We start from the raw sequence: 25,009 nt of genomic DNA, 5'->3' as shown, positions 1-25,009 counted from the left end.
CAAAAATCATTTCGGCGCACGCAAAAATCATTTCGGCGCACGCAAAAATCATTTCGGCGAGCGCAAAAATCATTTCGGCGAGCGCAAAAATCATTTTGGCGAACCCTTACCAATGACTATTGTAGAGACGTGATGAATCGCGTCTGGTACAAATGACTTCGGGAACACCTTCGGTGAACGCGTCTCTACATTTGTACTTAGAACAGTCGGAAAATAAACGGATAACGAACAGGTTCATCCGGATTACTGAAACACTTTAACAAAGCCCAAATAGTCAGTCCCCAGTGCAGTAGAAAACCGAAAGCAACAACAGGGAAAAACAAAATTCCACCAATCCCAAAGGTCAAAAAAGATAGAACCCCAATAGGTACTCCAATTACTGTTGCCCAAAACCAAACATTGAAGTGAAAATTAATTGATTCTTTGGCGTTGGTCTTGACTACTGGATCATCGGATATTAAGTTAATTACAATGGGAACCCCAATCGAAAATAATGCTGTACTAAAAAAAATTGCCCCATGAGACAAAGATGATAGCAATTTGCGCTTATCAGAATTGTATGTTGTGTGCATCCTGGTGGCTTCTCCTATTCGCTTTCTTGCTTCGCTTTAATTTTAGCGATCGCCAATCTCAACTGAGTATTGCAGGTTGCCGTACCAATCAGTTTACAACCTTTTTCTGTAGATAGATTAACTTTGGCTACTCTTGATGAATGATCTGTAATGAGGTTTACCGAACTCTCTGATTTTATTGGTACTGTTTAGCTAGCTGATGTTTGCGTTGACCTAATGTATCTGATCAAGTTAGCAACACCAGATAACATAAAGTAAGGCAAAGTCCTGAATTTAACATTACTTAAACAAGGTGGTAAAAAATGGGTCGTCTAAATCCTTATTCTTTACAAATGCAAATTACCCAGATGTTTGAACAAGGACAATCATTTTTCGCGACAACTAAAGTCCAAGAATGGTTGAAAGAGCGTAATCATAACCCTGCTGATTATGAAATTATTTTCCACAAAAAACCAGCTCCTCCAGGGTCTAAAGAAGTTATGGTAGTAGAAATTGAATTGCGACGCAAAGATGGACAACCTGTAGATTCTTGGTTGCAAGAACAAGCTAACTTACATGCCTGAAACCTAGCATTAATCCACATCACATGACAGCCAATATCCAAGAATCAACCACTTACCAAGGTGGATGCCATTGTGGCGCGGTACGTTTTGAAGTTATAGTTGATAGACACAAAGCAGACGATTGCAATTGTTCTGTTTGCAGAAAAAAAGGATTCTTGCATTTAATTGTGCCACAAGATAAATTCACCTTACTACAAGGCGATGATGTACTAACAACTTACACATTTAATACAGGAGTTGCCCAACACAAATTTTGTCGCATTTGTGGAATACACTCTTTTTATATTCCTCGCAGTCATCCTGACAGTATTGATGTTAACATCCGTTGCTTAGATGGTGATGTAGTTCAAAACTTTGAAATTATACCTTTTGACGGCGCAAATTGGGAGCAAAATATACACAAGTTGCGATAGGTGAAATCTGGTTATAGCATTCCACAATATCCCCTACTTCTATAAGAAATAGGGGATCTTAAGTGTAGAGACGTGCCTTAGCGAAGCCATGCGCTATAGCGCTATTGGCACGTCTGGTACTCGTTGGGGTCGTCATTTGTGAGCCAGCGACGGGTACGCAGGGGGTCTCCCCCATGTAGACGCGTAGCGGCTACTTTCAGAAGCCACTTCGTGTCTACCCGCAGGGTGCGACTGGCGTAGACGCGCTCATCGGCTTCAAGGTAGAGTACCCGTAAGGGTCATTGGTAAGAATTTTAGGGTTGTTTACTTTCTGTAACATAGTTTAGATTTATTGCTGCCGACTTACTTAATTGTATAATTCAACCCAAAAGTTTTTCTTTGATAATAAGTATAAAAAAAGACTTTAATTTTATAAATAAACCGTGAAGTACCTGACAGTTATTATACTAAAGAACTATACTGTAGCAATCTGAGACTAAATCTCACTCAAATAAACAGAACATTAAAATGGATACCTCTACTCTCACTACGGACTTTTGACCTCCAAGGTAGCGGTACTATCTCAAGTACTATGAACTTAGGAGTAATAATTTGATTTATGTATAGATAGATAAATATTGATTCAAGATATATATTCTTGTTGCATGTAACTTGTGTTCTCATGATTATTAATGTTATCTCTAAAATTAGCTGGGCAATAGTAACATTTATTCTGATTTTTGAAGAGATACCTGTATGATGTAAACATTCAGGTTATTTATTATGTATACAATAATTTGTTAATTTGCAATAGAGAATGTGGATTTTACGAAGATCATAACAACTTTTTTGATTGTTTGCTGGGTGATTGTAACTATTACAAGATGAAAGATTAACAAACACTGTGGCAGATTCGGAAGATTGAAGTTATTTTAATAAAATCAAAAATCTATCAACTAAACTCGTTGTAGTATGTCATACCAATTTACAAAGTTAAGTCCAGAACAAGAGAAATTAATTAAATTTTATAAACATAAGTGGAAAAATATCGCTCTTTCAACTAAGCGAATCGACCGACAAAAAGCTGCCGAGACAGTTAAAGAGATTTACGCTTTTTGCGGTCTTGCCATGCCACAAATAATATTTTGTGAAAGCCCTTATGAGGCTATGAGTAAGACTTTACCAAACTCTGAGTATTTGATTGTTTCACCCTTAATTCAAAGATTATTGCAGTTGCGTTTAAGTATATTAAAATTGTTTCCCGAACAAGCAAGGTTTTACCAAAATCATCTTGCTATTGAAAGACCCGATAATGTAAATGTACATATTCATACAACATTATATTATCGATTTATTTCATACATGAAATCTTTAGAACAGCAGTTCCAAGTTGATTTAGGATATATCACAGAATTAGAAATCGAAGTCAACTTATCAGAACTATATCACCAACTACAAATTGAATTGGGTGAACAATATGATAGTAATTTCATACCGGCTGCTACCTTTTGTAGTTATTCTAGTTGGCTAGATTTTTGGAAATCTGCATTAAATTACACTGGCGAGCAAGAGTTATTGCAGCTATTTCAATCTTTAGCTAAATCTTGTGGTTGGATTTTTCCTTATAAAAAAGTAGCAGTAGTGTGCGATCGCCCCACTAAATTATGCTTTGATAGTGACAATCAGCTCCACGCCGAAGGTGAAAGTGCGATCGAATTTGCTGATGGGTATAAACTTTACGCCTCTCATGGTGTCATCTTACCGGAAAAATACGGTAAGCTACATCCCCACCAATGGCAAGCAGAATGGTTGCTACAAGAAGATAATGCTGAACTACGACGAGTATTAATTCAGGGTATTGGTTATGCTCGGATGATCGAACAATTACAAGCAGCGGAATTAGATCAACATCAAGAATATACATTATTAAAAATAGAAAACGATGTGGATGTAGAACCAATTTTTCTTTTAAAAATGAGTTGTCCCAGCACAGGATATATTCATGTGTTACGTGTACCACCTCATGTACAATCAGCACAAGAAGCCATTACCTGGGCGAATTGGGGAGTTACACCAGCAGAATTTGCTGTGCAAACTTGAGTTTCAAAGCTATCAAAGGCAACTTGAAGGTATCAAAACCTCTGTGGTTGGCTTGGGTAGGAGAAGAAATACCTCCACGATTTAGATGACTTTACCCTGCTTGAGATTGTAAAAAAACCATTAAATTATCTAGAAATGACTGACTCAAAGAAGCTTTCTTTTCACTAGATTCTAGAACTGTCTCCACATTATATTCTCGAATAGCAGTAATTTGACTTTCTCGTGTTGCAGAATTTGGAGAATTGTAAGTCAATTGTAGAGAGACATCGAATTCATCATCTTTTTGAACATTTGAATTAGATTGAGTATAGTTTTGACTAGTAGAATTAATAATAAATTCTTCTTCTATCAAATTACTAACTATTAATCTAAATGCTGCATATTGAATTTGTTCTAAAGTTATCTGATTTTTTCTGGCAATATCTATAAGTGTAGTTTTACCATCAGCACTTTCCCACACTTTTCTTTCAAATGCATCGAGATGTAAGTGAGGTAGGGAATGATTTTTACGTAGTACAGATGAAGATATATCAGGCAACTTATTTTCTAAAAAAGTCCAATTTTTAACTCTTCGCAATCCAATCAGAGTTGCCTCTGTTGCAGGTATGCTCAATCCCGTCATTTCCGCATTGGGCAAAGTCGCTTGAAAATTAAATTCAAATTCGGCATCTTGAAGTTGAAATAAAGGAGTAACTTGTGATGTTATTTGACTTCTGAATAATAGATTCAACTGTTCTGCCTGTAAAATTCCTTGCGATTTCAAGCATAATCCCATCGTCATATTTGGCGAACGGTTAAATGTTTTGACTATTGTATCTGAACTTGCCCAGCCCCGGTGACTGATAATCGAGACTAATCCTTGATTATCTAAGCGATTAGCCGCAGCAACAAGACGACCTTGACGCAGCCAAATATAATAACTTTGCGTCATACTACCAGAAGTATCAAGAAAGTTATGAATTGTCAGTAAACCTGTTTTAAAACCTTCCTCTATAAATTGAAATAATTCTGGTAAAGAATATTTGGATAAGTAACCAGTAAATGCCATATTATTAGGTTTAACAGTTATGGATAAATGCTTCTCAAAAAGTACATCTATGGACTATGCGGTGATTTTACCTATTGCTGAAGTTTGTACATAATGCTGTACTAGTTTAATTAAAGCTTGAACCACTGACGCATTTTGATTTGCATTGACTGTAACAAATGGTGGTCTCGTTAAATCATCAACATACCCAAGTGCAATTGCAATATTTTCTATAGACCAAGCATCAGGATAATCAGCATGAGTGACACCTACAATCATGGGAATTGATGCTAATTGATTCATATAAGAAGTGACACGACGTGCATAACGAAACTCATGAGGGCGATGTGCTGATACAAGCAAAATGTAAGCATGTGCTCGACTAATCAACATATCCCACATAAAATCAAACCTTTCTTGACCTGGAGTACCATATATATGCAACACCATATTTGAACCAAAAGTTAACCGACCAAAGTCAAAAGCAACAGTGGTAGATTTTTTTAAATCACTTACTTGGTCTGTGGCTTTTCGGTCAGTATCTACAACTTTGATTTCACTCACAGAACGAATAAAAGTTGATTTACCAGCCCCCACGGGACCAGTTACAACTAAACGCATTATTTCCATAACAATAGTGATATGCTTAACAACGAAAATCAGCTAATAAGCTCACTTGAAAAATATTTTTCAAGTGAACTAAAATTAAAAACGAAACATTCCATAAGTTCGATATATTTGTATATTAACTCTATGTGAATATTTCCTGGATTGAAACCAGACATCATTAGTTTTATAGCCTAATAATGTAATCTTAATTTAAAACTAATTTCAACTCTGCAACCAATCGTTTAATCTCTAACATTAGCATACCCTGTTTAGCTGATTCGCTAGCCAATATGAGCAAGACTGCATCTTCACCGCAACTTGTAAGAATACCGTATCCTTTAGTTCCTTCTACATATATACGGTCAATATTACCTCTTGATAATTCACTACCAATTCTTTCACCTAGTGATAACATTGCTGCTGACATAGCTGATACTCTATCATCATCCATTCCAGTAGGTAATACCGCAGCTAAAGATAAACCATCAGGAGATACTAAGGTAGCTCCTTGAATATCACTTGTAGCGCTAACAAAGTTCTGGATAATACTGTCTATTTTGACTGCATTGATAGGCATTGGAGTGCTTCCCTAATAAATTAAAATGTTTATCCTAAAAGCGTAAACTCAAAAACATCATGACTTCCGCCTCGAAGTACTGATTCTGTATGTTTACCTTGATAGCGTTTTGCCTTAACAGTTTCCAGTACTCCCCAAACAGCCCCTAATGTAAAAGTAGATTTGCGTGGTGAACCTTGAGGCTCGTTTGCCGAACAAAAAGTCTCTGAAGCATAGACTTTTATTACATCATTTTCTTCAATTATTTTTTCAATAATGCACAAATGAGTGCCTTCTTTTCCTAATGCAAACCTCAGCTTGTCTACAAATACATCCCATTCCATTGATTGATCGACTAAACCTAATTCCTCTGCCAACTGCTTTCCACGAGAACGACCAGCCGCACTCAGCGCAATTGCAGTCACTTTCTCTCCCAGTGCTTCTTCCATTCCTACAATTGCCGCCTTGAAGCAGACAATACTACAATAATCTCCCAACTCTTGACGCAACATATAGCGTTTCTACCCCGAAATCTGTACCTCAAATTATCTCTGTTGAGTTTTGATTAGGAGAATAGAATTTATACGCACTTTTGGTAAAGATACTCGAAAGCTTTGGCTTGGAAAAATGAACTTTCTCCGCAAGCCCTGCTAAACTCCAGAGCCAAAAGAAGTCGCCACAACTCGAAAACCACATATCCGTAATCCCCCATCTGCTTCGTTCCAGCTGCGACTGGCGCTACGACAAAGTTCTGGACTAAAACTCCAAGAACCACCGCGCAATACACGACGATGCATATCTCCACCGACTTCCCATACTGTTCCATCTGTGGGAGCGCCATCATAATTTTTATGCCAAGGATCAGCACACCATTCCCAGACTAACCCATGCATATCATATAAGCCAAAAGCATTTGCCACACCAAAACTACCCACAGGTGTTGTTTCTTTGCGGTATTTACTTCTGATTTCTGGAGATTCGCCACTACTACAATTAGCTAACTCAGAAGTAATTGTTTCACCAAAATGGAAAGGTGTTTTCGTCCCAGCACGAGCTGCATATTCCCATTCCGCTTCGCTGGGTAAGCGATAATGTCGCCTGGTTTTTTTCCACAAGCGCGCACAAAATTCTACTGCTTCGTGCCAAGATACATTTTCTACCGGTCGATTAGCACCTTTAAATTTAGAAGGATAAGGATTCAAAGACTGTTTGACTTTAGGTAAAGCTGCAACTGCTTTCCATTGTGCTTGGGTAACAGGATATTTCCCGATAAAAAAGGGTTCGACGGTGACTTGATGTTGTGGACGTTCGTCAGCATCTCCTTCTTCTTCAGTAGCACCCATTAAGAAACTACCACCGGGGATAGCTACCATTTCCATAGTCACCCCATTTCCCAACCCTTCTGTATAGTAATTGGCAATGTGACAATCACGCTTAATTTCCCTACCTCTAGAGTCTACGGTAACTGTGTCAAATTCAAAAGCTTCTAGAGCTGGAAATCCAGGTGTAACTAATTGTGGGATGGTTGTTGGTAATGGGATTGGGTGGGGTGTGGAAATTGAGGTTGTCGCAGAGATAACGGGTAATCGAGAAGATGATTTTGGGGGATTTAAATCTTTGAGAACCTCTGCTGCTGATTGATATCTTTCTGAAGCTAAATGTTTCAGTAATTTATCTAAAATATTTCCTAAGTCTTCGCTAATAGTAATGCCTTTTTCTTCTAGGACTTGTCGCCATAACCATTTACAAGTCATCGGATCAAATAGGCGGTCATAAATTTGCCCGTAAGCATCTCTAATCGGTAAACATCCAGTGATGAGACGCGCACAAGTTACTCCTAAAGCATACAAATCACTAGCATGACAAGCAAATCCTGCCATTTGTTCACTGGGTGCATAACCAAGTGTATATAGAACTGTAGCTTGTCTGGCTAAACTTGTTTGTGTGACTTGTTTCGCACCACCAAAATCAATTAATACTAGTTTGCCATCGTTTTGACGGCGAATAATATTTTCTGGCTTAATATCGCGATGAATGACGTTACGGGAATGGATAAAATCTAGAACTGGTAATAAGTCAGCTAAAATTTCTCGGATTTTTTCTTCAGTAAAAGCTTCTTGATAAACTTCTGCAAAAAGAGTATTTCCGGGAATAAATTCTTGTACTAGATACAAACTTGTACCTTGTTCAAAGTAAGCTAGTAATCTCGGAATTTGTAGGTGATTTTCTCCGAGTTCATACAGCCGAAAAGCCTCTTCTTTAAATAATTCTGCCGCTTTGGTACGTTCCGATGTACCATAAACTTGGGGAAAAAATTGCTTGATGACACAGGGAGCATTAAGTCTATCCACATCTTCTGCTGCATAAGTTCTGCTAAAACCACCTTCGCCTAACAATCTTGATACGTGGTAGCGGTTGCGTAAAAATTCGCCAAAGTTGCTTTGTCCGCAACTAATGCAAAACCTATTGCCATCAGCATTGAAGGGATTTGAGCAATTCGGATTTTGGCAGATTAGCATAGCCGAGCCAGATATTACATCTTTTCGAGAGTAGGCCCAATACTATCTATATTGAAAACAGATGTGTGGACAAATAAGCACCAAAATTCTCTCATCTGTGATCTTCTCACACAAAGTGTCATACAGATGAAGAAATCCTTTATTTACTTGTTTATCTGTACCTGAGAACCTTTTAAATATAAATAAATATGAGCGCACGGTTTTCCGTTCTGAGAAGGATAATAACGGAAGCGATCGCTCTTGTCAAGCGGTAATATTGGGGAGCGGGGAGCGGGGAGCGGGGAGCGGGGAAGTGTGGGGAGAATAACCAATGCCCAATGCCCCATGCCCAATGCCCCATGCCCAATGACTAGTGACTATTGCCTATTTCTTTCTGAAGAGGCGCGAATTAATTCGGCGATCAAAGCGACTGTTGCTGAGATTAAGATTAAGATGACGCTTAGAGCATTAATGTCGGGTTTGACTCCTGTTCTAATGCGGCCGAAAATTTCCATTGGTAGAGTGTTAGAACCGCTACCACCAGTAAAGGTGGCGATGAGAAAGTCATCTAAACTTAGGACAAACGCCAATAGACAACCAGCGATAATACCAGGCATTAATTGAGGTAATAATACTTGCACAAAAGCCTGTACTGGTGTAGCTCCTAAATCTAAGGCGGCTTCTTCTAAGTGGGGATCTATGTTAGTCAATCTCGCTGAAACAACTAGATTGATATAAGCAAGACAAAATACTACGTGGGCTGCGACAATAGTCCATATATTCAAAGAAATGCCAAGTAGGGGAATAGCAATTGCTGCAAGAAAGACTAAGGTAGCTACTGCGATCGCAATATCGGGAATAATTAACGGTAGATAAGAAATTCCGCGATATAATGCTTTACCCGGAAATTGATACCGTGCCAAACCTACCGCCATTAAAGTTCCCAACACAGCTGAGATACCTACAGCACTCAAAGCAACTATTAAACTGTTTTTTAAAGCCAACAAAATTTGCTCATCCTTCAAGAGTTGGCGATACCAATCTAGGGTGAAACCTTGCCATGCAGCACTGTAAGGTGAATTATTAAAGCTATAAAATCCAAGTACCAAGATTGGTAGATACATGAATACAAACATTAATAGCGAGAAAACCGCTTGCCAAGATAAGACACGCGGTTTTTTTTGTGATTTAGATATATTCACCCTTGTTATTTTGAGTTTTGGTTATTTTATCAGCGATAAGCTAGCACATCTGAAGATTAAAGTCAATAAATTAGGGGAGATGGGAAGTGTGGGGAGTGTGGGGAGTGTGGGGAGTGTGGGGAGAATGATTTGACAAGTCTCTTCCCAATGACGCCAGGTGCTACAACGGAGGGAACCTCCGCAACGCACTGGCTCCCCAATGCCCGATCCCCAATGCCCGATCCCCAATCCCCTACCCCAAAAAGCGACACAAATCTGCGATCGCTAGGAGTAATTGCTCGATATCGACTGGTTTGGCAATATGACTCTGGAAACCTGCTGCTAATAGCCTTTGGCGATCGCTATCTCCGGCGTAAGCAGTTAAGGCGATCGCTGGAATATTTCCACCCTGTTCTGGAGGTATGGTTCTGATTTGCTCTATCAAACCGTAACCATCTACTTCAGGCATCCCAATATCACTGATTAATAAGTCATGCTGCAACTGTGCTAAAGTCGTGAGAGCTTGAGTTGCTGATTTGGCAACAGTTACTGTCGCTCCATACTCTTTTAATAAATATTCCAGAAAATTCCGTGTGTCGGTATCATCATCAACTACCAGTATCCGCAGTCCGGCTAGGTATGAGGAGCTAAATTTATCTGCTTCTTTTTCTGTGTCTGTTTCCTCAATACCTGATTGTTGTTCTATGAGAGGCAACTTTACTGTAAATGTAGCTCCTTGGTTTTCTCCTAGACTATCAGCTGTAACTATACCACCATGCAATTCGACCAAGTGGTGTACTATTGCTAATCCTAATCCCAAACCACCAAATTTCCTAGTAGTACTGCTATCTGCTTGACGAAAGTATTCAAATACGTGGGGTAAAAACTCCGAAGAAATACCCATACCTGTGTCTATAATTGTGATTTGGGCGTAGTTCGTAATTGGGCATTGGGCATTGGGCATTGGGCATTGGGCATTGGAGGAACTTTCCCCATCTCCCTCATCTCCCCCATCTCCCCCATGTCCCCCATCTCCCCCATGTCTAGTTCCCACCACCTGAGACAATCGCACCTCCACCCTACCGCCACCGGGTGTAAATTTGACGGCGTTGGAAAGTAAATTACTGACGATTTGCTGTAAGCGATTTGAGTCACCCTGAACTAAGACAGGGGAAGTGGGGAGATATATATACTCAAGTTGAATTTTTTTAGTTTGTGCAGCTAATTGCACAGTTTCTAATGCAGCATTAATTACTGTTGTCAAATCGACGGTAGCTAAATTTAGGCTCAGTTTACCTCGGAGAATGCGGGAAACATCTAATAAATCATCAATTAGTTGAATTTGTAATTTAGCATTCCGTTCGATAGTATCTAAGGCGCGATCTGTGGCTGTTGGATCTAACTTGCGGCTTCTGAGTAATTTTGTCCAACCTAAGATGGGATTGAGGGGCGATCGCAATTCGTGAGAAAGAATAGCTAAAAACTGATCTTTAACGTGATTAGCGGTTTCTGCTTCTGCACGAGCTGCTTGTTCTAACTCTAGCAGGCGAGCGCGTTGTTGTTCTATTTGTTTTTGATCGTCAATATCAGTACAAGTACCAAACCATTTAATAATGTTTCCTTGCTTGTCTTTGAAAGGATAAGCTCTGACTAAATGCCAACGATATGTACCGTCACTTGCTCTTTTGTAACGCTGCTCGTTTTCAAAGGGAATTCTATTTTGTAAAGATTCTTGCCAGCGTTGGATGGTAGGTTCCAAGTCATCTGGATGCAGTATTTTTTGCCAACCATTTCCCACAGTTTCTTCTAGAGTTAGTCCCGAATATTCACACCATCGTTTATTTGTATAATCAGTGATGCCTTCTGCATTTGATGTCCAGATCATTTCGGGAATCGCTTCACTCAGCATTCTGTAGCGTTCTTCACTTTGACATAGCGCTTCGTTTGTGTGCTTGCGCTCGGTAATATCTTGGGCAGTACCCATCATTCGCACTGCTTTGCCTGTGTCATCGTACAAGCATCGACCTTTAGCTGCAATCCAATGTACACTCCCGTTAGGCCAAATGACGCGGTACTCCACATCATAGCCAACTTTGCCTTCCAGAGTTTGCATGACTGCTTCATGAGTAAACTGACGATCATCTGGATGCAGAGAATTTAAAAATAGTTCGTAGCTCATTTCTGTGTTGGCTGCAAGTCCAAATAGTTGCTTGCATTTTGCTGTCCACACTAAATCATTGGTGGTGAGATTCCAAAACCACATCCCTAACTCAGCAGCGCTGGTGGCTAGGCGGATGCGTTCTTCACTTTCGCGTAAGTCTGCTTCTGTTTGTTTGCGATCGCTAATGTTAGTGGTGACACCAACGATTCTGATAATCTCTTGTTTGCGATTTCGTAGTGCTAATCCTCGATCTTCCACCCACAGATAATGGCCATCCTTGTGACGAACTCGATATTGAGTACAAAAACGGTCTCCTTTTGCTAGACTTTCTGTAAAGTTTCTTTCCGCTGCTTCGATATCATCGGGATGGATGTGCGATCGCCACCATGCGGCAGTTTGTTCAGTTTCTTCTAGTGTGTAACCCAAAAGCTCTGTTAAACCTTGAGTTCTTTGTACAGTATCACTTTTGCTATCCCAATCATATATTAGGCAGTTAACAGCTACTGCTGCTAGCTCAAAACGTTCATGACTCTGTCGTAAGGCGGTTTCTTTTAGCCGTCGATCAGTAATATCTTCACAAAAACCCAGAACCCTCTGTGCTAAACCTTCAGTTGTTCTCCTCAATACCGTCTCATAACAACGTAACCAACGCCATTCACCGTTTGCATGTGGATATTGAAATTCAAAGCTAACTACTTCACCATCAGCAACACAGTTGAGGCGATGATAATGAGTGGGAAGCCGAGCAAAGTCTTCTGGGTACATGCGTTGCACAAGCGATCGCAACCCTGTTGTTTGAATTTCTTGTTGAGTGTAACCCAGGATCTGAGTAACTTGAGTGTTAATGTAAATGACACCCTGCTCAACAATGTCATAAATATACAGCGTACCTAAGCTACTACTAGCAATTTTTTGAATTAAATTAGGATTTTCCTTCAGGGCTGTTGCCAAAGCAACTTCATTTTGCTCAAAAACCGATGCTAAATTTGATGTGGCTATAATCTCAGTAAAAGTTGTAATAATAGTATGCGGTCTAGTTGCTCCTGGTAAAAACAAGGGTTCCGAGTTCACCAGTAGCCAGACAAGTTCACCATGGGGCTGATATAATCCCATGACCACATTCAAACAGGCTTGACCTGTTGTCAGGGCAACCATAAATGGATGATTTTCTTGAGCAAAAGGAGAACCATCTTCACTAATGGTTCGCCAAGATTCATCCAGCCAACTACGCCCGATTAGTTGCTCTGCTTTTACTCCTAAAATCCGCTCAGATAAAGGATTACAAGCCTGGATGCGACCATCAACAAGCTGAAGCAGCATCCCTTGCTCTTGATTTGCTACCATTGTTGTTGTAGATAGTTCAGGTACATGCCGCTGTTGAGACAATTTGTTATCGATTTGCGGTTGTAGAGGCTGCTCAAAGTCGGGCATTTTTATATATTTATAAAATCTACAATATCTTAATTTCAGTTTATCTCTAATGATACATATTTTATGACAAATTTTTCTATCTTTAGAATGAGGATAAACAATCTTTATTATTTGTTTGATTTTGATATTTGAATTGTTAGTTGCTAGTTAGTAGAGATTGTTTTTAGTAATTATCTTAATAATTGCACCAGGAAAAATTATAGCTAAACCAGTCTGTATAGAAGAGATTAATTTATCGCTTATATCCTGTTAAAAAAAATCAAGCTCTAACGGGCAACTAACAATTCACTCTTAACTAGCGTCTCGGAAATTTATATCAATATACATAAACCAAGATTACTCCTGACGAAGGAGCAAAATAAGGTTTTAATTGACTAAAGTGGTCGTAGTAACAAATCAATTAAAAACGAAAGAGATTTTACTATGACAGACCAACAAGAAAACCAAATTAATCAACCAGTAAGTAAAGATTGGCATTCCAAAGACGAGCCAAACGTTAAAGAAAGAAATTTAACAGCAAATCCTGGCGATCGCATTGCTGATGAACCCCAAACAATTGAAGAAAAAAGCCAACAGGTAGCTGTAGATTCTCCTGACATTACAGGCGACCAAATTACTGTTCCTACCTACTTTGTAGTAGATGAACCAAATGGAGAAAAGAAAGCACTTCATCACGTTAAAGACGCTGAAGAAATTTCTGATGTCATTCGACAAGCAAGAGTTGATGAAAATGGCAATAGAATTTGGTGGTAGTTGATTTGATCGCCAACGATCAATTCATGTTCATCATTAGTTATTCTAAATAAAAATTAACTTATAGGAACGGCTTGAGATATGCTTTCCGTTATACCAATTCTTCGTGAAGCTGCTCCCGAATTTTACCCCTCCCCGCTTGCGCTTGGAGGTTAGGGGAGGGGGGTCTTTGTATGCGTCTTCATATAGAATTGGTATTACAGATGTCTTCTTTGTTTTGGTAAGGGTGAGGGAGACCAAAGCGGATTTGAAATATTTATCTAAAGCTGTTCCTCTACAATTTAGGACTTACGCAAAAAACCGCCCAAACTCTTATTTCTCTGTGCCCTCTGCGTTCTCTGTGGTTTGTTTTTCCGTTACCCATGCGTAAGTCCTGCAATTATTGAAGTAGTCAAATATTTAATTTCATAATTTCTCAAAAAAGACGCTTCAGATAATATTCTGTAATAGAAGAATGTATATTTAAGCATAAAACACGCATTTTTCAAAATAATTATAGTTTGAGTAAACCGTATTTATTCATCAAAGTAATCAATCCAACATTCATAGACACACGAAGTGTAGCTTCTTGACAGAATAATCTCAAATCCAAAATTGTTTGAAAATCAATCTAATCGAATGGAGACAAAGATTATGACTACTATTTCAAATCCAAAAAATAGTAAAGTCCGTTATGCTGTAATTGGACTGGGTTGGATTGCTCAGGAAACAGTTTTACCTGCTTTTGAAAATGCCAAAAACTCAAAATTAGTAGCATTATTTTCTGATGACCTAGTTAAACGTCATGACCTGAGTGAAAAGTACGATGTCCCTGCTTTTACTTACGAAGAATACGAAGCATTTCTTAGAAGTGGGGCTGCGGATGCAGTTTACATTGCTCTGCCGAATCATTTACACTGTGAATACACTGTAAAAGCTGCCAATGCAGGAGTACATGTACTTTGTGAAAAACCTATGGCAGTAACAGAACAAGAATGTGAAGAAATGATTCGTGCCTGCCGTAATAATAACGTCAAATTAATGATTGCTTATCGCTTGCACTTCGATCAAGCCAATATGCAAGCAGTAGAAATAGTGAATTCAGGAAAAATTGGTAGTCCCCGCATTTTTAATTCAGTCTTTTCTCAGCAAGTAGTCGAAGGTAATGTGCGCTTAGAACCAATTTCTCATGGTGGCGGTACAGTTTATGATATGGGAATTTATTGTATAAATGCCGCTCGTTATCTTTTTCAAGATGAACCCATAGAAGTAGTTGCATTGTGTGGAAATAATGGTGAGCAGCGGTTTGCAGAAATTGATGAAATGACAAGTGCAATTCTACGTTTTCCTGATGATAAATTGGCAACTTTTACTTCTAGTTTTGGGGTTGCGCCAGTTTCTACTTTGCAGATATTAGGAACAAAAGGCGATTTACGAATGGATTCTGCATATTCCTATCAAGGAGAACTGAAGCAACAAATTACTATCGATAACCAAACTCAGGAGCAATCTTATCCTGCTGGCGATCAATTTGCTGCCGAAATTGTTTACTTCTCAGACTGCATACTGAATGGTAAAGACCCAGAACCATCAGGAGAGGAAGGTTTAGCAGATGTTCGTATTATTCGTGCCATTATCGCATCGGCGCAAACTGGTAAAACTGTAGAACTCGGTGAGTTTACAGAACAAACAAGACCAACAATCAAACAGGTAATTCAAATTCCAGCCAACGAAGAAGAACCAGATTTAGTTCATGCTGCTGACCCATCTGGGAACTAATAGGTGATTCCAATACCATTGAACATTGTAGAGACGTAGCAATGCTACGTCTTTACATTTTGATTCATACATAAAATCGAACCAATTTTTAATTTTACATTTTTAATTTTTAATTCCAAAGGTGGGATTGGCTGAAAAATCTTAGTTAGAGTATAAATGTGTCTAAGGTAAGGTTAATAAAACAGTATAAACAATGAAAAGGCAAATCCTAGCCATAGCCACATTTATAGCTACAATCAGCTTAAATCAAACTGTTTTAGCTGCAAATTCAGAACACATCAGACAGTTATTAGCTAGTAAAAAATGTGAGAACTGTGACCTTAGCGGCGCAGGGTTGGTAATGGCTGACTTGAGCAATGCAAATCTCAAAGGAGCTAATCTCAGTGGTGCTAATCTTAGTCGTGCTAACCTCAGTGGTGCTGATTTAGCTGGTGCAGACTTGAGTGGTGCTAGCTTATTTGGTGTGAACCTCAGTGGTGCTAAGTTGACTGGGACAATTCTCATGGGTACAGACTTGAGAAATACCTATCTGAGCAATGCAGATTTAACAGGAGTGAATCTTAACGGCGCCAACTTGCAAGGAGCTTACGGTATCCCGTCGCAAATTGCTAAACCAGAAGAGTTTTATGCTTGGGGTGTTACCGAAGCGCAAAAAGGCAATCAGCAGCGGGCGTTAGAATATTTTAATCAAGCGATCGCACTCAAGCAAGACTATGCTGGTGCTTATTTAGCTCGTGCTGTTGCTCGTTACCAATTGTTCGATCAACAAGGTGCTTTCCAAGACGCCCAAGCGGCAGAAAAATTATTTACAAATCAAAATGATCGTGATGGAATACAAACAGCACAAGTTTTTCTTAAACAACTACAAACACCCCAAACAGCACAGCTAGATCGTGGTAAACCCAGTTTTATGGACTTTTTTGGAAGTGTGACTTCAGTCTTACTCCAGTTCTTACCTTTTTAGGGGATTGGGAAGCGGGGATAAGGGAGACAAGAGAGACATGGGAGACAAGGAAGATGGATAGAATCAATAAATGACTATTGACAATTGACTCTTGACAAATGACTATTTCCAAGCAATTGTGGGAAGCAAATCTAGATATAGCACAAGCTTGTTTATTACATCCCTTTGTTGAAGGTATTGCTTACGGAACTCTTGCGTCGGCGAAATTTGCTTACTATGTTGGTCAAGATGCTTTTTTCTTAGAAGCATTTGCTCGTGCTTACAGTGTCGCCGCAGCCAAAGCACCCGATTGGGAAGCGTTTATCACATTTCACGAATTAGCTAGTGGTGTATTGGAAGAAATGCGGCTGCATGAAGGTTATGCTGCTCAGTGGGGGGTTGATTTACGTTCTGTGCAACCAGATGCAGCGACGCGTCACTATACAGACTTTTTACTAGCCACTGCTTGGGGTGGGGATGTGGGTTTAACTGCTGCTGCTATGTCTCCCTGTATGCGTCTATACGCTTTTTTGGGAGAAAAGTTGGCTCAAGATGGTATTCCGGAGCATCAATACGCCAATTGGATTCGTACTTACAGCAGTCCAGATTTTCAGCCACTGGTGCAACAGTTAGAAAGTCTAGTGGAGCGTTTTGCAACTAATTCTAATCCAGTCCACTCAACTTATCGCTATGCTATGTTGTGTGAGCAAGACTTCTTTCAAGCAGCATGGCAATTTGGGGAGTAGTTTCAAACGGGTAGAGGAGCCTTTAAGATATGCTATTTCTGCTGTTTATAAGTAGAACAGCGTAAATAATTAAAGGTTTGTAGTGAGGACTTTAGTCCTCAAATAAGGACTAAAGTCCTTACTACGAACTAGATTCCAGTAATTTTACATTACTTCACATAGTTTGCTTTTTTCAAATCGTTCTACTTACACAATTAAATCTGTCTAAAGAATAGTAATTATTATTACCTGAGCTAGAAGAATTTATTAACTTTCATCAAATAATATCTAATTGTTCATTATCAACATAATTTAGCATTGATTACTTTTTTAAAGATTAATAATGATGATTAAAAATAAATATAAATAAAAAGTTTATTTTAGATAAAATCAAAATTTAACTTTTGGGCAAGTGTCTTTGAGTCAGATGTGCCAATAGTTGTGCAGCATACACGACTTGATTCAAGACAATGTGAAAATGCTTTGCTCAGTACAATCGCTTACGCCAGCAGTAATTAATCTTGAAATTACTATTGAGGTTAGTAAAGTGACTGCAATGAAACACCAGTGGTATAAAAACGCAATCATTTATTCCTTAGATGTTGAAACATTTGTAGACTCAGACGGTGATGGTGTAGGTGATTTTCAAGGGCTGACTAAGCGGCTAGATCATCTGGCTGGACTGGGAATCACCTGTCTGTGGCTATTGCCATTCTATCCTTCCCCTAACCGTGATAATGGCTACGACATCATCGATTACTACAACGTTGACCCCCGATTGGGGACTTTGGGAGACTTTGTAGAGTTCATGCATGAAGCAAGGGAACGGGGTATTCACGTAATTATTGATTTGGTTGTTAACCACACTTCCAATCAACATCCTTGGTTTGTGGCGGCGCAAACCGACAAAAACTCCAAATATCGCGACTACTATGTATGGGTAAAGGAACCGCCTAAAACTGGCTCCCAAGAAGTAGCCTTCCCTGGCACAGAAGACAGTATTTGGGAGTATGACGACAAGGCGGGAGCCTATTACTTACATCACTTTTACAAAGAACAACCTGATTTGAATATCGCTAACCCAGCAGTGCAGAAAGAAATTTATAAAATAATGGCTTTTTGGCTGGCACTTGGCATATCTGGTTTTCGCGTAGATGCTGCTCCCTACTTAATTGAGGGAATGGGGATCAAAGGTGCAGAAAAATCTGATTTAGACAATTTTCTATCAGATATGCGGGAGTTTCTTTTATCCCGTCGTGGTGATGCAGTGCTGTTAGCAGAAGCAAACGTAGAACCAGATAAACTTGCGATTTATTTTGGAGATGGCGATCGTATGCATATGCTGTTCAATTTCTGGTTGAATCAGCATATGTTCCTTGCTCTTGCTCGCCAAGAAGCAGCACCTATCTGTCACGGATTAAAAACCCTGCCAAAAATTCCTGACGTGTGCCAGTGGGTGAACTTTGTCCGCCATCATGATGAGCTTACCTTGTCTGAAGTTAAGGAAGCCGAACGGCAAGAAGTGTTTGCAGCCTTTGCCCCCAAGGAAAACATGCAAATTTACGGACGAGGTATTCGGCGCCGACTACCACCGATGGTGAAAGGTGACCGTCGGCGGATAGAACTGATTTATAGCCTCTTGTTTAGTCTACCTGGTACGCCCTTAGTGCGCTATGGCGAAGAAATTGGTATGGGCGATGATCTATCACTCGAAGATAGAAACAGCGTCCGCACACCGATGCAATGGTCAAATGAGTTGAATGGCGGCTTTTCTACTGCCTCTAGTGATGCCCTTCCCCATCCTGTGATTTCTCAGGGAGAATACGGTTATCAAAAAGTTAATGTTGCTACCCAACAGCGTCAGCCTGAGTCATTAATCAACTGGATGGAAAGGGTAATCCGGATTCGCAAGCAGTGTCCGGAGTTAGGTCGGGGCGATTGGCACATTCTGGAAACAGAAGAGCCATGCGTTTTTGCCCACTGCTGTGAATGGGAAGGTAACGCGGTGATTGCAATTCATAACCTAGCAGATAAGGAGTGTACTGTTACGCTCAAATTACAAGAGCATAAGTATCTGATTGATTTGTTTTGTAATTGCGAGTACGAACCACTTAATGGCGATACTCGCTCTATCCCATTGTCAGCATACGGCTATCGCTGGTTCCGAGTTGATGGAATTAAGTAGCCATGAGAAGGCAGAAGGAAGAAGGCACTTATGCTGAAGGGAACCCCATAAATAAATATAGGGGTTTCTAACAAGGACGCCTTGTATCTTGTGCTACGCATCTTGATACAAATCTTATTATCTTTTCCACGAATAAATTCGGGGGCTTGAAACCAAATGGCAGAATGAAGAGGACTGAATTTTTTGGTATAAATTTTTTATTAAACCTTCTGCCTTCTGCCCTCAGCATAAGTGCCTTTCTTCGGTCATCAACTGCGTACATAAATTATTAAATAGACTTATGGCAAAGATTGGCTATCATGCTTCCCATGAACAATTTAAGCCCAGTGAATTGCTAAAGTACGTGCAGATGGCAGAAAAAGCTGGCTTTACCCATGCTCTGTCTTCTGACCACTTTTACCCTTGGAGCGAACAGCAGGGACAAAGTGGCTTTGCCTGGTCATGGCTGGGTGCAGCGATGCAAGCAACTCCAAGTCTTTGTTATCGAATTGTCTGCGCTCCTGGACAGCGTTATCATCCTGCTATTATTGCTCAAGCAGCGGCAACCTTAGCGGAAATGTTTCCCAAGCGTTTTTGGCTAACCGTTGGCAGTGGTCAAGCACTCAACGAACGTATCACTGGAGACAAATGGCCTTGCAAGAGCGATCGCAATGTCCGTTTGAAAGAGTGTGTCGATATTATCCGCGCCCTTTGGGCTGGAGAGACAGTAACCCATCACGGATTAGTCTGTGTGGAAGAGGCAAAACTTTATACCCGTCCCCAGACATCACCTCTAATTATTGGAGCTGCGATCACCGTTAAAACCGCAGAATGGCTTGGTAGTTGGGCAGATGGATTGATTACAATTTCTCGTCCACCAGAAAAACTGAAAACAGTGGTCGATGCTTTTCGTCGTGGTGGTGGAGAAGGCAAACCCATGATTTTGAAAGTCCAACTTTCTTATGATCGCGATCAGGAACAAGCGCAACAAAAAGCCCATCAGCAGTGGCGCAACAACATTTTTAAAAACATAATGATGACAGAATTACGAACTCCTCAACAATTTGATGCAGCTGGAGAATTTATTCAACCAGAGGAGTTAAACGAACACGTCCGCATTTCAGCAGATTTGCAGCAGCATATTGAGTGGTTGCAAAAAGATATAGAACTAGGGTTTGACGAATTGATTTTACATAACGTCAATCGAGAACAGCAGCAGTTTATTGAGGTGTTTGGAGAGAAAGTTGTGCCAATGTTAGCAACAGACTAATACCATTTAACGAAAAATATGACACAGATATAAACCCTGAAAGCTTTGCTGCATCTAAGTTTTTTAGCTACAGAAACTCAGCAATTCTACTGACAGCAGTTTCTAAGATGGCTGGCTCATGTACCAAAGCAAAGCGAACATAACCTTCTCCAAATTTGCCAAAACCAACACCAGGAGAAACAGCAACTCCTGTTTTTTCTATTAGTTGGGTACAAAATTCTATAGAATTCTGATTCCACAGTTGCGGTAATTTTGCCCAAACGTACATTGTGGCTTTCGGTACAGAAACTTGCCAACCAATGCGATGTAAAGCATTAACAAAGACATCTCGACGCTGACGAAATTTGTCAACGGAGGTTTTGACTAAATCTTGTGGCCCTATCAAAGCCGCGATCGCACCATTTAAAATACCACGATACTGATTAAAATCAACTGCTGCTTTAACTTGGCGCAAAGCCCGAATTAACTCAGCATTCCCAATGGCGTAGCCAATCCGAAAACCGGCCATGTTGTAGGATTTGGAAAGTGTGAAAAATTCTATGGAGACGGTTTTTTGGGGGTCTGCTTGCAAAATCGAGGGAGCAAGAGATTTGGAATTGGGGATTTCTGTTGAATTCTCTTTTTCCTTTTCCTGGAAGACTAAATCAACGTAGGGAAAATCGTGAACCAAGACAAGATTGTGCTGCTGACAAAAGGCGACTGCTTCTTGAAAGAAAGATAATGGCGCGATCGCACTGGTAGGATTATGTGGATAGCTCAACACCATCATCCGTGATTGTGCTAGTACGGATGTAGGAATGTCAGCAAAGACGGGTAAAAAATCATTTTCTGGGCGTAGTGGCATGGGGTAAACTTGACCACTAGCTAAGTAAACTCCCCCAGCATGGGAAGGATAACCCGGATCAAGTAACAGAGCAAAATCTCCTGGATTGAGGATTGCTAAGGGTAAATGGGCTGTCCCTTCCTGAGAACCAATCAGTGGTAGTACTTCTGTTTCTGGATCTACAGCAATGTCAAATTTTTGCTCGTACCATTGCGCCGCAGCTTGGCGAAAGCCTTGAGTGCCGTGAAATAACAAATAGCCGTGGGTACTTTGATCATAGACAGACTGAGCGATCGCATCTACTACATGTGATGCCGCTGGCAGATCCGCAGATCCCAAGGATAAATCTATTAGTTGCTGTCCGGTAGCCAAAGCTTTCGCCTTGGCTTTATCCATATCGGCAAATACATTAAATTGTAAGGGCTGTAAACGTTTGGCAAATTGCATTTGAGTATTTGTCCTTTGTCATTAGTCCTTTGTCATTTGTCCTTTGTCCTTTGTCTAAAATACTAATGACCAATCACAGACGCCATGTTCCTCACGTCTCTACCAATGACTATTGTACAGACGCGATTCATCGCGTCTCTACCAATGACTAATTTAAGTGAGTATCTAAGAAACTAATTAATTTTTCTTTACCGATAACTCCTTCCATAGATGCCAAAATATTGTCACCTTGAATAAGTCTGAGGGCGGGAACCCCTTCTACCTGGTATTGCTTAACAGTAATTGGATTAGGATCTATTTCCATTTTCACTACTTTTAAGCGATCGCTATAGGTATTGGCAGCAAGGTTCACTAGTGGCGCCATTAATTGACAAGGACCACACCAAGAAGCCCAAAAGTAAACTAATACTGGCTCCTCGGCTTGCAAAACTTCGGTTTCAAACTCAGCATCAGTTATGGTTTTGACACCCTTACTCATTCCCGTCTCCTAATGGTGGTATCGTTATCAGTTGACACACAAAATTACTCTATACCAAACTAGTCAATCATCCATAGTCAATATTTCATAATTATCACCACTATAAACTATTTGTAATTATTAACAAATAAATGTTGACAAAAAATAAAATATATGTAATTTAATGTACTAATCATTTTAAATCTTTTACCCCGTGTCTCCCCACACCCAGACGCGATGAATCGCGTCTCTACATTACACCCCACACTCCCATGTCCCCTAACGCAAAATCCCACATCTATAAAGGTGTGGGATTCATTTCCAAAGTATGATCAAAGCTTCACATCTGATCTAATTGCTTGCGTAGCGATTCTAACTCAGCATCAACGACTTCATTGTTGGATTTAGAAGTGTTTGGTTGCTGGGTGTTAGTGGTAGATTCTTGGGGTAGTAGTGGTTGATTGGGGGGATTAGCAGGAGCCAGGGAAATTTTGAGAGCTGCCAATTCATCGTCAATGTCGCTACTAGATTCTAAAGCCGCAAATTGATGTTCTAAATCTGAGCCAGCTAACTCTGCTGCTGATTGGGCGCGAGCTTCTTGCATTAGGACTTTTTCTTCCATGCGCTCAAAAGCTGCCATTGCTGAGGAGGTATTCATACCTCGCACCATACCTTCGAGTTGCTCTTGGGCTTTAGCAGCAGTGATCCGAGCTTTAAGCATTTCTTTCTTAGTTTTAGCTTCGGAAATTTTGCTTTCGAGCTGGATTAAGTTACGCTTGAGACTGTCAACTTGAACTGTTTGCTGTTCTAAGCTGGCTTTGAGAGCAGTTCCTGACTCAGTAAAAGTCTTTTTGCGCTCTAGAGCTTGGCGTGCTAAATTTTCGTCACCTTTTTGCAGTGCTAGTTGAGCATTGCGTTGCCACTTATTGATTTCATTTTGGGCATCATTATATTGTTTCTCGGTGCGTTTTTGAGCCGCGATCGCTTGAGCTACTCCCTGGCGCAGCTGAACTAAGTCTTCCTGCATTTCCAGGATTGCTTGTTCCAGCATTTTTTCAGGATCTTCGGCTTTACTGACTAAATCATTGAGGTTGGCGCCGACTACTCGCTTAATACGATCAAATAATCCCATAATTGTGTTTTTCCTTTGAAAGATTTACGCGCGACTTTGGCAATTAGCTGGATTTGAAAATGGGGATCGGGGATCAGGGATCAGGGATCGGGGAAGGTGGGGCCCCCTCTGGGGATAAGGGGCAACGGGGATCGGGGAATCAGGGTAGAAATTTTCGGAGTCATATTCTTATTTGTACGCAGTTTATGAAAACTACTTATTTAAATTTAATCTTTTCAGACTCATTGAGTTCTCATTCCCCTTCACCCTTCACTCTTCACCCTTCCCCCTTCACCCTTCATCCTTCGTCTTTTCCCTTTCATCCTTCATCCTTAATAAACCCTTATTCTTAAGATATGCTTTTAATTTACAAATTGCCCAATCGCGCTTAATTCTCACCTTGGGGTAATTGCTGTGGTGTTGATTGTGTATTTTCCGTACTGCTAGGTAATTTTGCTTTCATCTGTGATAGTTCGGTATCTACTTCAGATTCAAGGTCTGCAAATCGTTTTTCCAATTCATCTGTTCCGGTAACGGCTATTGCTTCTTTTTGAGCTTCTAATTGGAGAACTTTTTCTTCCATGCGCTCAAAAGCACTCAAGCTACTTGTCCCAGAAACACCTTCTAGCAAGTCTTGAAGTTTCACGCTGGCTTCAGCAGAACGAGCGCGAGCAATATACATATCTTTTTTAGTTTTAAGTTCGGTAATCTTTAGCTCTAGCGATCGCATATCTTTTTTGAGCCGATCCACAACGCTACTTTGCTCTTCTACTTGATTATAAAGCCCTGTGGCTGTTTCTTCATAAGCACGGCGTTTGGTGAGAGCTTCGCGTGCTAGAACTTCGTTACCTTGTTGTAATGCTAATTGGGCGCGACGATACCATTCTTCACTTGCGGATTGGGCTTGCGCTGCTTGCCGTTCTGTGCGTTTTTGGCTGGCGATCGCAGCTGCTATCCCCTGTCGCAGTTGTACCAAATTATCCTGCATTTCCAAAACGGTTTTTTCCAGAATTTTTTCTGGATCTTCCGTAGACCCAATCAGACTGTTGATGTTAGCACGAATTACCCGCCCAATCCGATCAATTAGTCCCATTTCGCCCTCCATCTACTTTCTAGGGGTAGTTCAAAAGCCAAACAAGCAAAAAGTAAAAAGAATATTAATTATTTCTTTTGACTTTTGACTTTTGACTTTTGACTTTTGACTTACCTTTACCCTATTCTCCTACACCCTATCCTGAATAGACTTCTTGCAGAAGTGTGACAACTCTCCCCTAACAGGATTTTAGATTTTGGATTAGGAAACTCTTTGGTGCATAAGATTTCTGTAGATCCATCTGTCGCATTCTTTTATCAAATTGGTATTAGTTTCTGGGTTCGCCGAAATGATTTTTGTGTGCGCCGAAATGATTTTTGTGTGCGCCGAAATGATTTTTGTGTGCGCCGAAATGATTTTTGTGTTCGCCGAAAT

Annotated in this window: 23 protein-coding genes; 11 read left to right on the top strand and 12 right to left on the bottom strand. The window is 40.2% G+C overall.

The window, feature by feature from the left end; all coding sequences use genetic code 11:
• Nucleotides 1-197 precede the first annotated feature (197 nt).
• A complete protein-coding gene (locus B4U84_RS07680; RefSeq protein WP_131116672.1) occupies nucleotides 198-572 on the bottom strand; it encodes a DUF4870 domain-containing protein in 375 nt (124 codons plus the stop codon).
• Nucleotides 573-874: 302 nt separating this feature from the next.
• Here B4U84_RS07680 and B4U84_RS07675 point away from each other — a divergent pair, with 302 nt between their 5' ends.
• The 3 genes from B4U84_RS07675 (at nucleotide 875) to B4U84_RS07665 (ending at nucleotide 3,627) form a co-directional block, all read left to right on the top strand.
• Complete coding sequence (locus B4U84_RS07675; RefSeq protein WP_096675179.1) at nucleotides 875-1,135, top strand: hypothetical protein; 261 nt, start codon at nucleotides 875-877, stop codon at nucleotides 1,133-1,135.
• 23 nt (nucleotides 1,136-1,158) lie between these two features.
• Nucleotides 1,159-1,548: a GFA family protein gene (locus B4U84_RS07670; protein WP_131116669.1), complete on the top strand. Its 390-nt coding sequence runs from the start codon at nucleotides 1,159-1,161 to the stop codon at nucleotides 1,546-1,548.
• A gap of 951 nt (nucleotides 1,549-2,499) precedes the next feature.
• Nucleotides 2,500-3,627: a DUF6745 domain-containing protein gene (locus B4U84_RS07665; protein ID WP_131116666.1), complete on the top strand. Its 1,128-nt coding sequence runs from the start codon at nucleotides 2,500-2,502 to the stop codon at nucleotides 3,625-3,627.
• A gap of 91 nt (nucleotides 3,628-3,718) precedes the next feature.
• Here the strand turns inward: B4U84_RS07665 and B4U84_RS07660 are convergent, their stop codons facing one another.
• From B4U84_RS07660 to B4U84_RS07635, 6 genes are all read right to left on the bottom strand, one after another.
• Nucleotides 3,719-4,675, bottom strand: coding sequence for a DUF4388 domain-containing protein (locus tag B4U84_RS07660; RefSeq protein ID WP_131116663.1), 957 nt, complete (start codon nucleotides 4,673-4,675; stop codon nucleotides 3,719-3,721).
• Nucleotides 4,676-4,729: 54 nt separating this feature from the next.
• The gene (locus B4U84_RS07655; protein ID WP_131116660.1) at nucleotides 4,730-5,284 is read right to left on the bottom strand and encodes a GTP-binding protein; all 555 of its coding nucleotides are present in this window, start codon (nucleotides 5,282-5,284) and stop codon (nucleotides 4,730-4,732) included.
• A gap of 184 nt (nucleotides 5,285-5,468) precedes the next feature.
• Complete coding sequence (locus B4U84_RS07650; protein WP_017308984.1) at nucleotides 5,469-5,840, bottom strand: roadblock/LC7 domain-containing protein; 372 nt, start codon at nucleotides 5,838-5,840, stop codon at nucleotides 5,469-5,471.
• A gap of 29 nt (nucleotides 5,841-5,869) precedes the next feature.
• Nucleotides 5,870-6,331, bottom strand: coding sequence for a hypothetical protein (locus B4U84_RS07645; RefSeq protein ID WP_017308983.1), 462 nt, complete (start codon nucleotides 6,329-6,331; stop codon nucleotides 5,870-5,872).
• A gap of 138 nt (nucleotides 6,332-6,469) precedes the next feature.
• Complete coding sequence (locus B4U84_RS07640; RefSeq protein ID WP_131116647.1) at nucleotides 6,470-8,338, bottom strand: bifunctional serine/threonine-protein kinase/formylglycine-generating enzyme family protein; 1,869 nt, start codon at nucleotides 8,336-8,338, stop codon at nucleotides 6,470-6,472.
• A gap of 356 nt (nucleotides 8,339-8,694) precedes the next feature.
• On the bottom strand, nucleotides 8,695-9,441 hold the full coding sequence (locus tag B4U84_RS07635) for an ABC transporter permease (protein ID WP_017308980.1): 747 nt from the start codon (nucleotides 9,439-9,441) through the stop codon (nucleotides 8,695-8,697).
• Between B4U84_RS07635 and B4U84_RS07630 the strand changes: the two genes are divergently transcribed.
• Entirely contained in the window at nucleotides 9,440-9,652 is a 213-nt protein-coding gene (locus B4U84_RS07630; protein WP_131116644.1) for a hypothetical protein, read from the top strand. The two genes, B4U84_RS07635 and B4U84_RS07630, sit on opposite strands and share 2 nt — an antisense overlap.
• 99 nt (nucleotides 9,653-9,751) lie before the next feature.
• On the opposite strand, the gene B4U84_RS07625 is transcribed toward B4U84_RS07630, so the two are convergent.
• On the bottom strand, nucleotides 9,752-13,090 hold the full coding sequence (locus tag B4U84_RS07625; protein WP_131116639.1) for a PAS domain-containing hybrid sensor histidine kinase/response regulator: 3,339 nt from the start codon (nucleotides 13,088-13,090) through the stop codon (nucleotides 9,752-9,754).
• A gap of 423 nt (nucleotides 13,091-13,513) precedes the next feature.
• Here B4U84_RS07625 and B4U84_RS07620 point away from each other — a divergent pair, with 423 nt between their 5' ends.
• From B4U84_RS07620 to B4U84_RS07590, 7 genes are all read left to right on the top strand, one after another.
• Entirely contained in the window at nucleotides 13,514-13,843 is a 330-nt protein-coding gene (locus tag B4U84_RS07620) for a hypothetical protein (protein WP_017308978.1), read from the top strand.
• Nucleotides 13,844-14,476: 633 nt separating this feature from the next.
• Nucleotides 14,477-15,601 (top strand): Gfo/Idh/MocA family protein, encoded by a 1,125-nt coding sequence (locus B4U84_RS07615; RefSeq protein WP_131116636.1) that lies wholly within the window; start codon nucleotides 14,477-14,479, stop codon nucleotides 15,599-15,601.
• A 193-nt stretch (nucleotides 15,602-15,794) separates the two neighbouring features.
• Nucleotides 15,795-16,565, top strand: coding sequence for a pentapeptide repeat-containing protein (locus B4U84_RS07610; protein WP_131116633.1), 771 nt, complete (start codon nucleotides 15,795-15,797; stop codon nucleotides 16,563-16,565).
• A gap of 98 nt (nucleotides 16,566-16,663) precedes the next feature.
• A complete protein-coding gene (locus B4U84_RS07605) occupies nucleotides 16,664-17,290 on the top strand; it encodes a TenA family protein (protein WP_017308975.1) in 627 nt (208 codons plus the stop codon).
• Nucleotides 17,291-17,698: 408 nt separating this feature from the next.
• Nucleotides 17,699-17,788, top strand: a complete 90-nt coding sequence (locus B4U84_RS07600; protein ID WP_476425833.1) for a sensory rhodopsin transducer — start codon at nucleotides 17,699-17,701, stop codon at nucleotides 17,786-17,788.
• A complete protein-coding gene (locus B4U84_RS07595; RefSeq protein ID WP_476425835.1) occupies nucleotides 17,748-19,454 on the top strand; it encodes an alpha-amylase family glycosyl hydrolase in 1,707 nt (568 codons plus the stop codon). The genes B4U84_RS07600 and B4U84_RS07595 overlap by 41 nt, the downstream gene beginning before the upstream one ends.
• Nucleotides 19,455-19,734: 280 nt before the next feature.
• The gene (locus tag B4U84_RS07590; protein ID WP_017308972.1) at nucleotides 19,735-20,703 is read left to right on the top strand and encodes a TIGR03885 family FMN-dependent LLM class oxidoreductase; all 969 of its coding nucleotides are present in this window, start codon (nucleotides 19,735-19,737) and stop codon (nucleotides 20,701-20,703) included.
• 67 nt (nucleotides 20,704-20,770) lie between these two features.
• Here the strand turns inward: B4U84_RS07590 and B4U84_RS07585 are convergent, their stop codons facing one another.
• The 4 genes from B4U84_RS07585 to B4U84_RS07565 all read right to left on the bottom strand — a co-directional run bounded on the left by B4U84_RS07585 (nucleotide 20,771) and on the right by B4U84_RS07565 (nucleotide 24,634).
• On the bottom strand, nucleotides 20,771-21,973 hold the full coding sequence (locus B4U84_RS07585; protein ID WP_131116630.1) for an LL-diaminopimelate aminotransferase: 1,203 nt from the start codon (nucleotides 21,971-21,973) through the stop codon (nucleotides 20,771-20,773).
• Between the two features lie 148 nt (nucleotides 21,974-22,121).
• Complete coding sequence (locus B4U84_RS07580; protein WP_017308970.1) at nucleotides 22,122-22,451, bottom strand: thioredoxin family protein; 330 nt, start codon at nucleotides 22,449-22,451, stop codon at nucleotides 22,122-22,124.
• Nucleotides 22,452-22,770: 319 nt separating this feature from the next.
• Nucleotides 22,771-23,562 (bottom strand): PspA/IM30 family protein, encoded by a 792-nt coding sequence (locus B4U84_RS07575; RefSeq protein WP_131116627.1) that lies wholly within the window; start codon nucleotides 23,560-23,562, stop codon nucleotides 22,771-22,773.
• 367 nt (nucleotides 23,563-23,929) lie between these two features.
• Nucleotides 23,930-24,634: a PspA/IM30 family protein gene (locus tag B4U84_RS07565; protein WP_131116621.1), complete on the bottom strand. Its 705-nt coding sequence runs from the start codon at nucleotides 24,632-24,634 to the stop codon at nucleotides 23,930-23,932.
• Between the last annotated feature and the right edge of the window lie 375 nt (nucleotides 24,635-25,009).

Origin of the sequence: Westiellopsis prolifica IICB1 (genome assembly GCF_004323185.1) — a bacterium.
GTDB classification, from domain to species: domain Bacteria; phylum Cyanobacteriota; class Cyanobacteriia; order Cyanobacteriales; family Nostocaceae; genus Pelatocladus; species Pelatocladus prolificus_A.
This window is presented reverse-complemented; position numbering and strand designations above follow the sequence as displayed.

Excerpts from the sequence above, each read along its gene's own strand:
- B4U84_RS07610 (WP_131116633.1), top strand. The coding sequence starts at position 15,795 with ATGAAAAGGCAAATCCTAGCCATAGCCACATTTATAGCTACAATCAGC.
- B4U84_RS07620 (WP_017308978.1), top strand. The coding sequence starts at position 13,514 with ATGACAGACCAACAAGAAAACCAAATTAATCAACCAGTAAGTAAAGAT.
- B4U84_RS07585 (WP_131116630.1), bottom strand. The coding sequence starts at position 21,973 with ATGCAATTTGCCAAACGTTTACAGCCCTTACAATTTAATGTATTTGCC.
- B4U84_RS07670 (WP_131116669.1), top strand. The coding sequence starts at position 1,159 with ATGACAGCCAATATCCAAGAATCAACCACTTACCAAGGTGGATGCCAT.
- B4U84_RS07565 (WP_131116621.1), bottom strand. The coding sequence starts at position 24,634 with ATGGGACTAATTGATCGGATTGGGCGGGTAATTCGTGCTAACATCAAC.
- B4U84_RS07645 (WP_017308983.1), bottom strand. The coding sequence starts at position 6,331 with ATGTTGCGTCAAGAGTTGGGAGATTATTGTAGTATTGTCTGCTTCAAG.
- B4U84_RS07590 (WP_017308972.1), top strand. The coding sequence starts at position 19,735 with ATGGCAAAGATTGGCTATCATGCTTCCCATGAACAATTTAAGCCCAGT.
- B4U84_RS07680 (WP_131116672.1), bottom strand. The coding sequence starts at position 572 with ATGCACACAACATACAATTCTGATAAGCGCAAATTGCTATCATCTTTG.
- B4U84_RS07580 (WP_017308970.1), bottom strand. The coding sequence starts at position 22,451 with ATGAGTAAGGGTGTCAAAACCATAACTGATGCTGAGTTTGAAACCGAA.
- B4U84_RS07635 (WP_017308980.1), bottom strand. The coding sequence starts at position 9,441 with ATGTATCTACCAATCTTGGTACTTGGATTTTATAGCTTTAATAATTCA.
- B4U84_RS07660 (WP_131116663.1), bottom strand. The coding sequence starts at position 4,675 with ATGGCATTTACTGGTTACTTATCCAAATATTCTTTACCAGAATTATTT.
- B4U84_RS07625 (WP_131116639.1), bottom strand. The coding sequence starts at position 13,090 with ATGCCCGACTTTGAGCAGCCTCTACAACCGCAAATCGATAACAAATTG.
- B4U84_RS07595 (WP_476425835.1), top strand. The coding sequence starts at position 17,748 with ATGCTTTGCTCAGTACAATCGCTTACGCCAGCAGTAATTAATCTTGAA.
- B4U84_RS07650 (WP_017308984.1), bottom strand. The coding sequence starts at position 5,840 with ATGCCTATCAATGCAGTCAAAATAGACAGTATTATCCAGAACTTTGTT.
- B4U84_RS07575 (WP_131116627.1), bottom strand. The coding sequence starts at position 23,562 with ATGGGATTATTTGATCGTATTAAGCGAGTAGTCGGCGCCAACCTCAAT.
- B4U84_RS07605 (WP_017308975.1), top strand. The coding sequence starts at position 16,664 with ATGACTATTTCCAAGCAATTGTGGGAAGCAAATCTAGATATAGCACAA.
- B4U84_RS07615 (WP_131116636.1), top strand. The coding sequence starts at position 14,477 with ATGACTACTATTTCAAATCCAAAAAATAGTAAAGTCCGTTATGCTGTA.
- B4U84_RS07640 (WP_131116647.1), bottom strand. The coding sequence starts at position 8,338 with ATGCTAATCTGCCAAAATCCGAATTGCTCAAATCCCTTCAATGCTGAT.
- B4U84_RS07675 (WP_096675179.1), top strand. The coding sequence starts at position 875 with ATGGGTCGTCTAAATCCTTATTCTTTACAAATGCAAATTACCCAGATG.
- B4U84_RS07655 (WP_131116660.1), bottom strand. The coding sequence starts at position 5,284 with ATGGAAATAATGCGTTTAGTTGTAACTGGTCCCGTGGGGGCTGGTAAA.
- B4U84_RS07665 (WP_131116666.1), top strand. The coding sequence starts at position 2,500 with ATGTCATACCAATTTACAAAGTTAAGTCCAGAACAAGAGAAATTAATT.
- B4U84_RS07630 (WP_131116644.1), top strand. The coding sequence starts at position 9,440 with ATGAATACAAACATTAATAGCGAGAAAACCGCTTGCCAAGATAAGACA.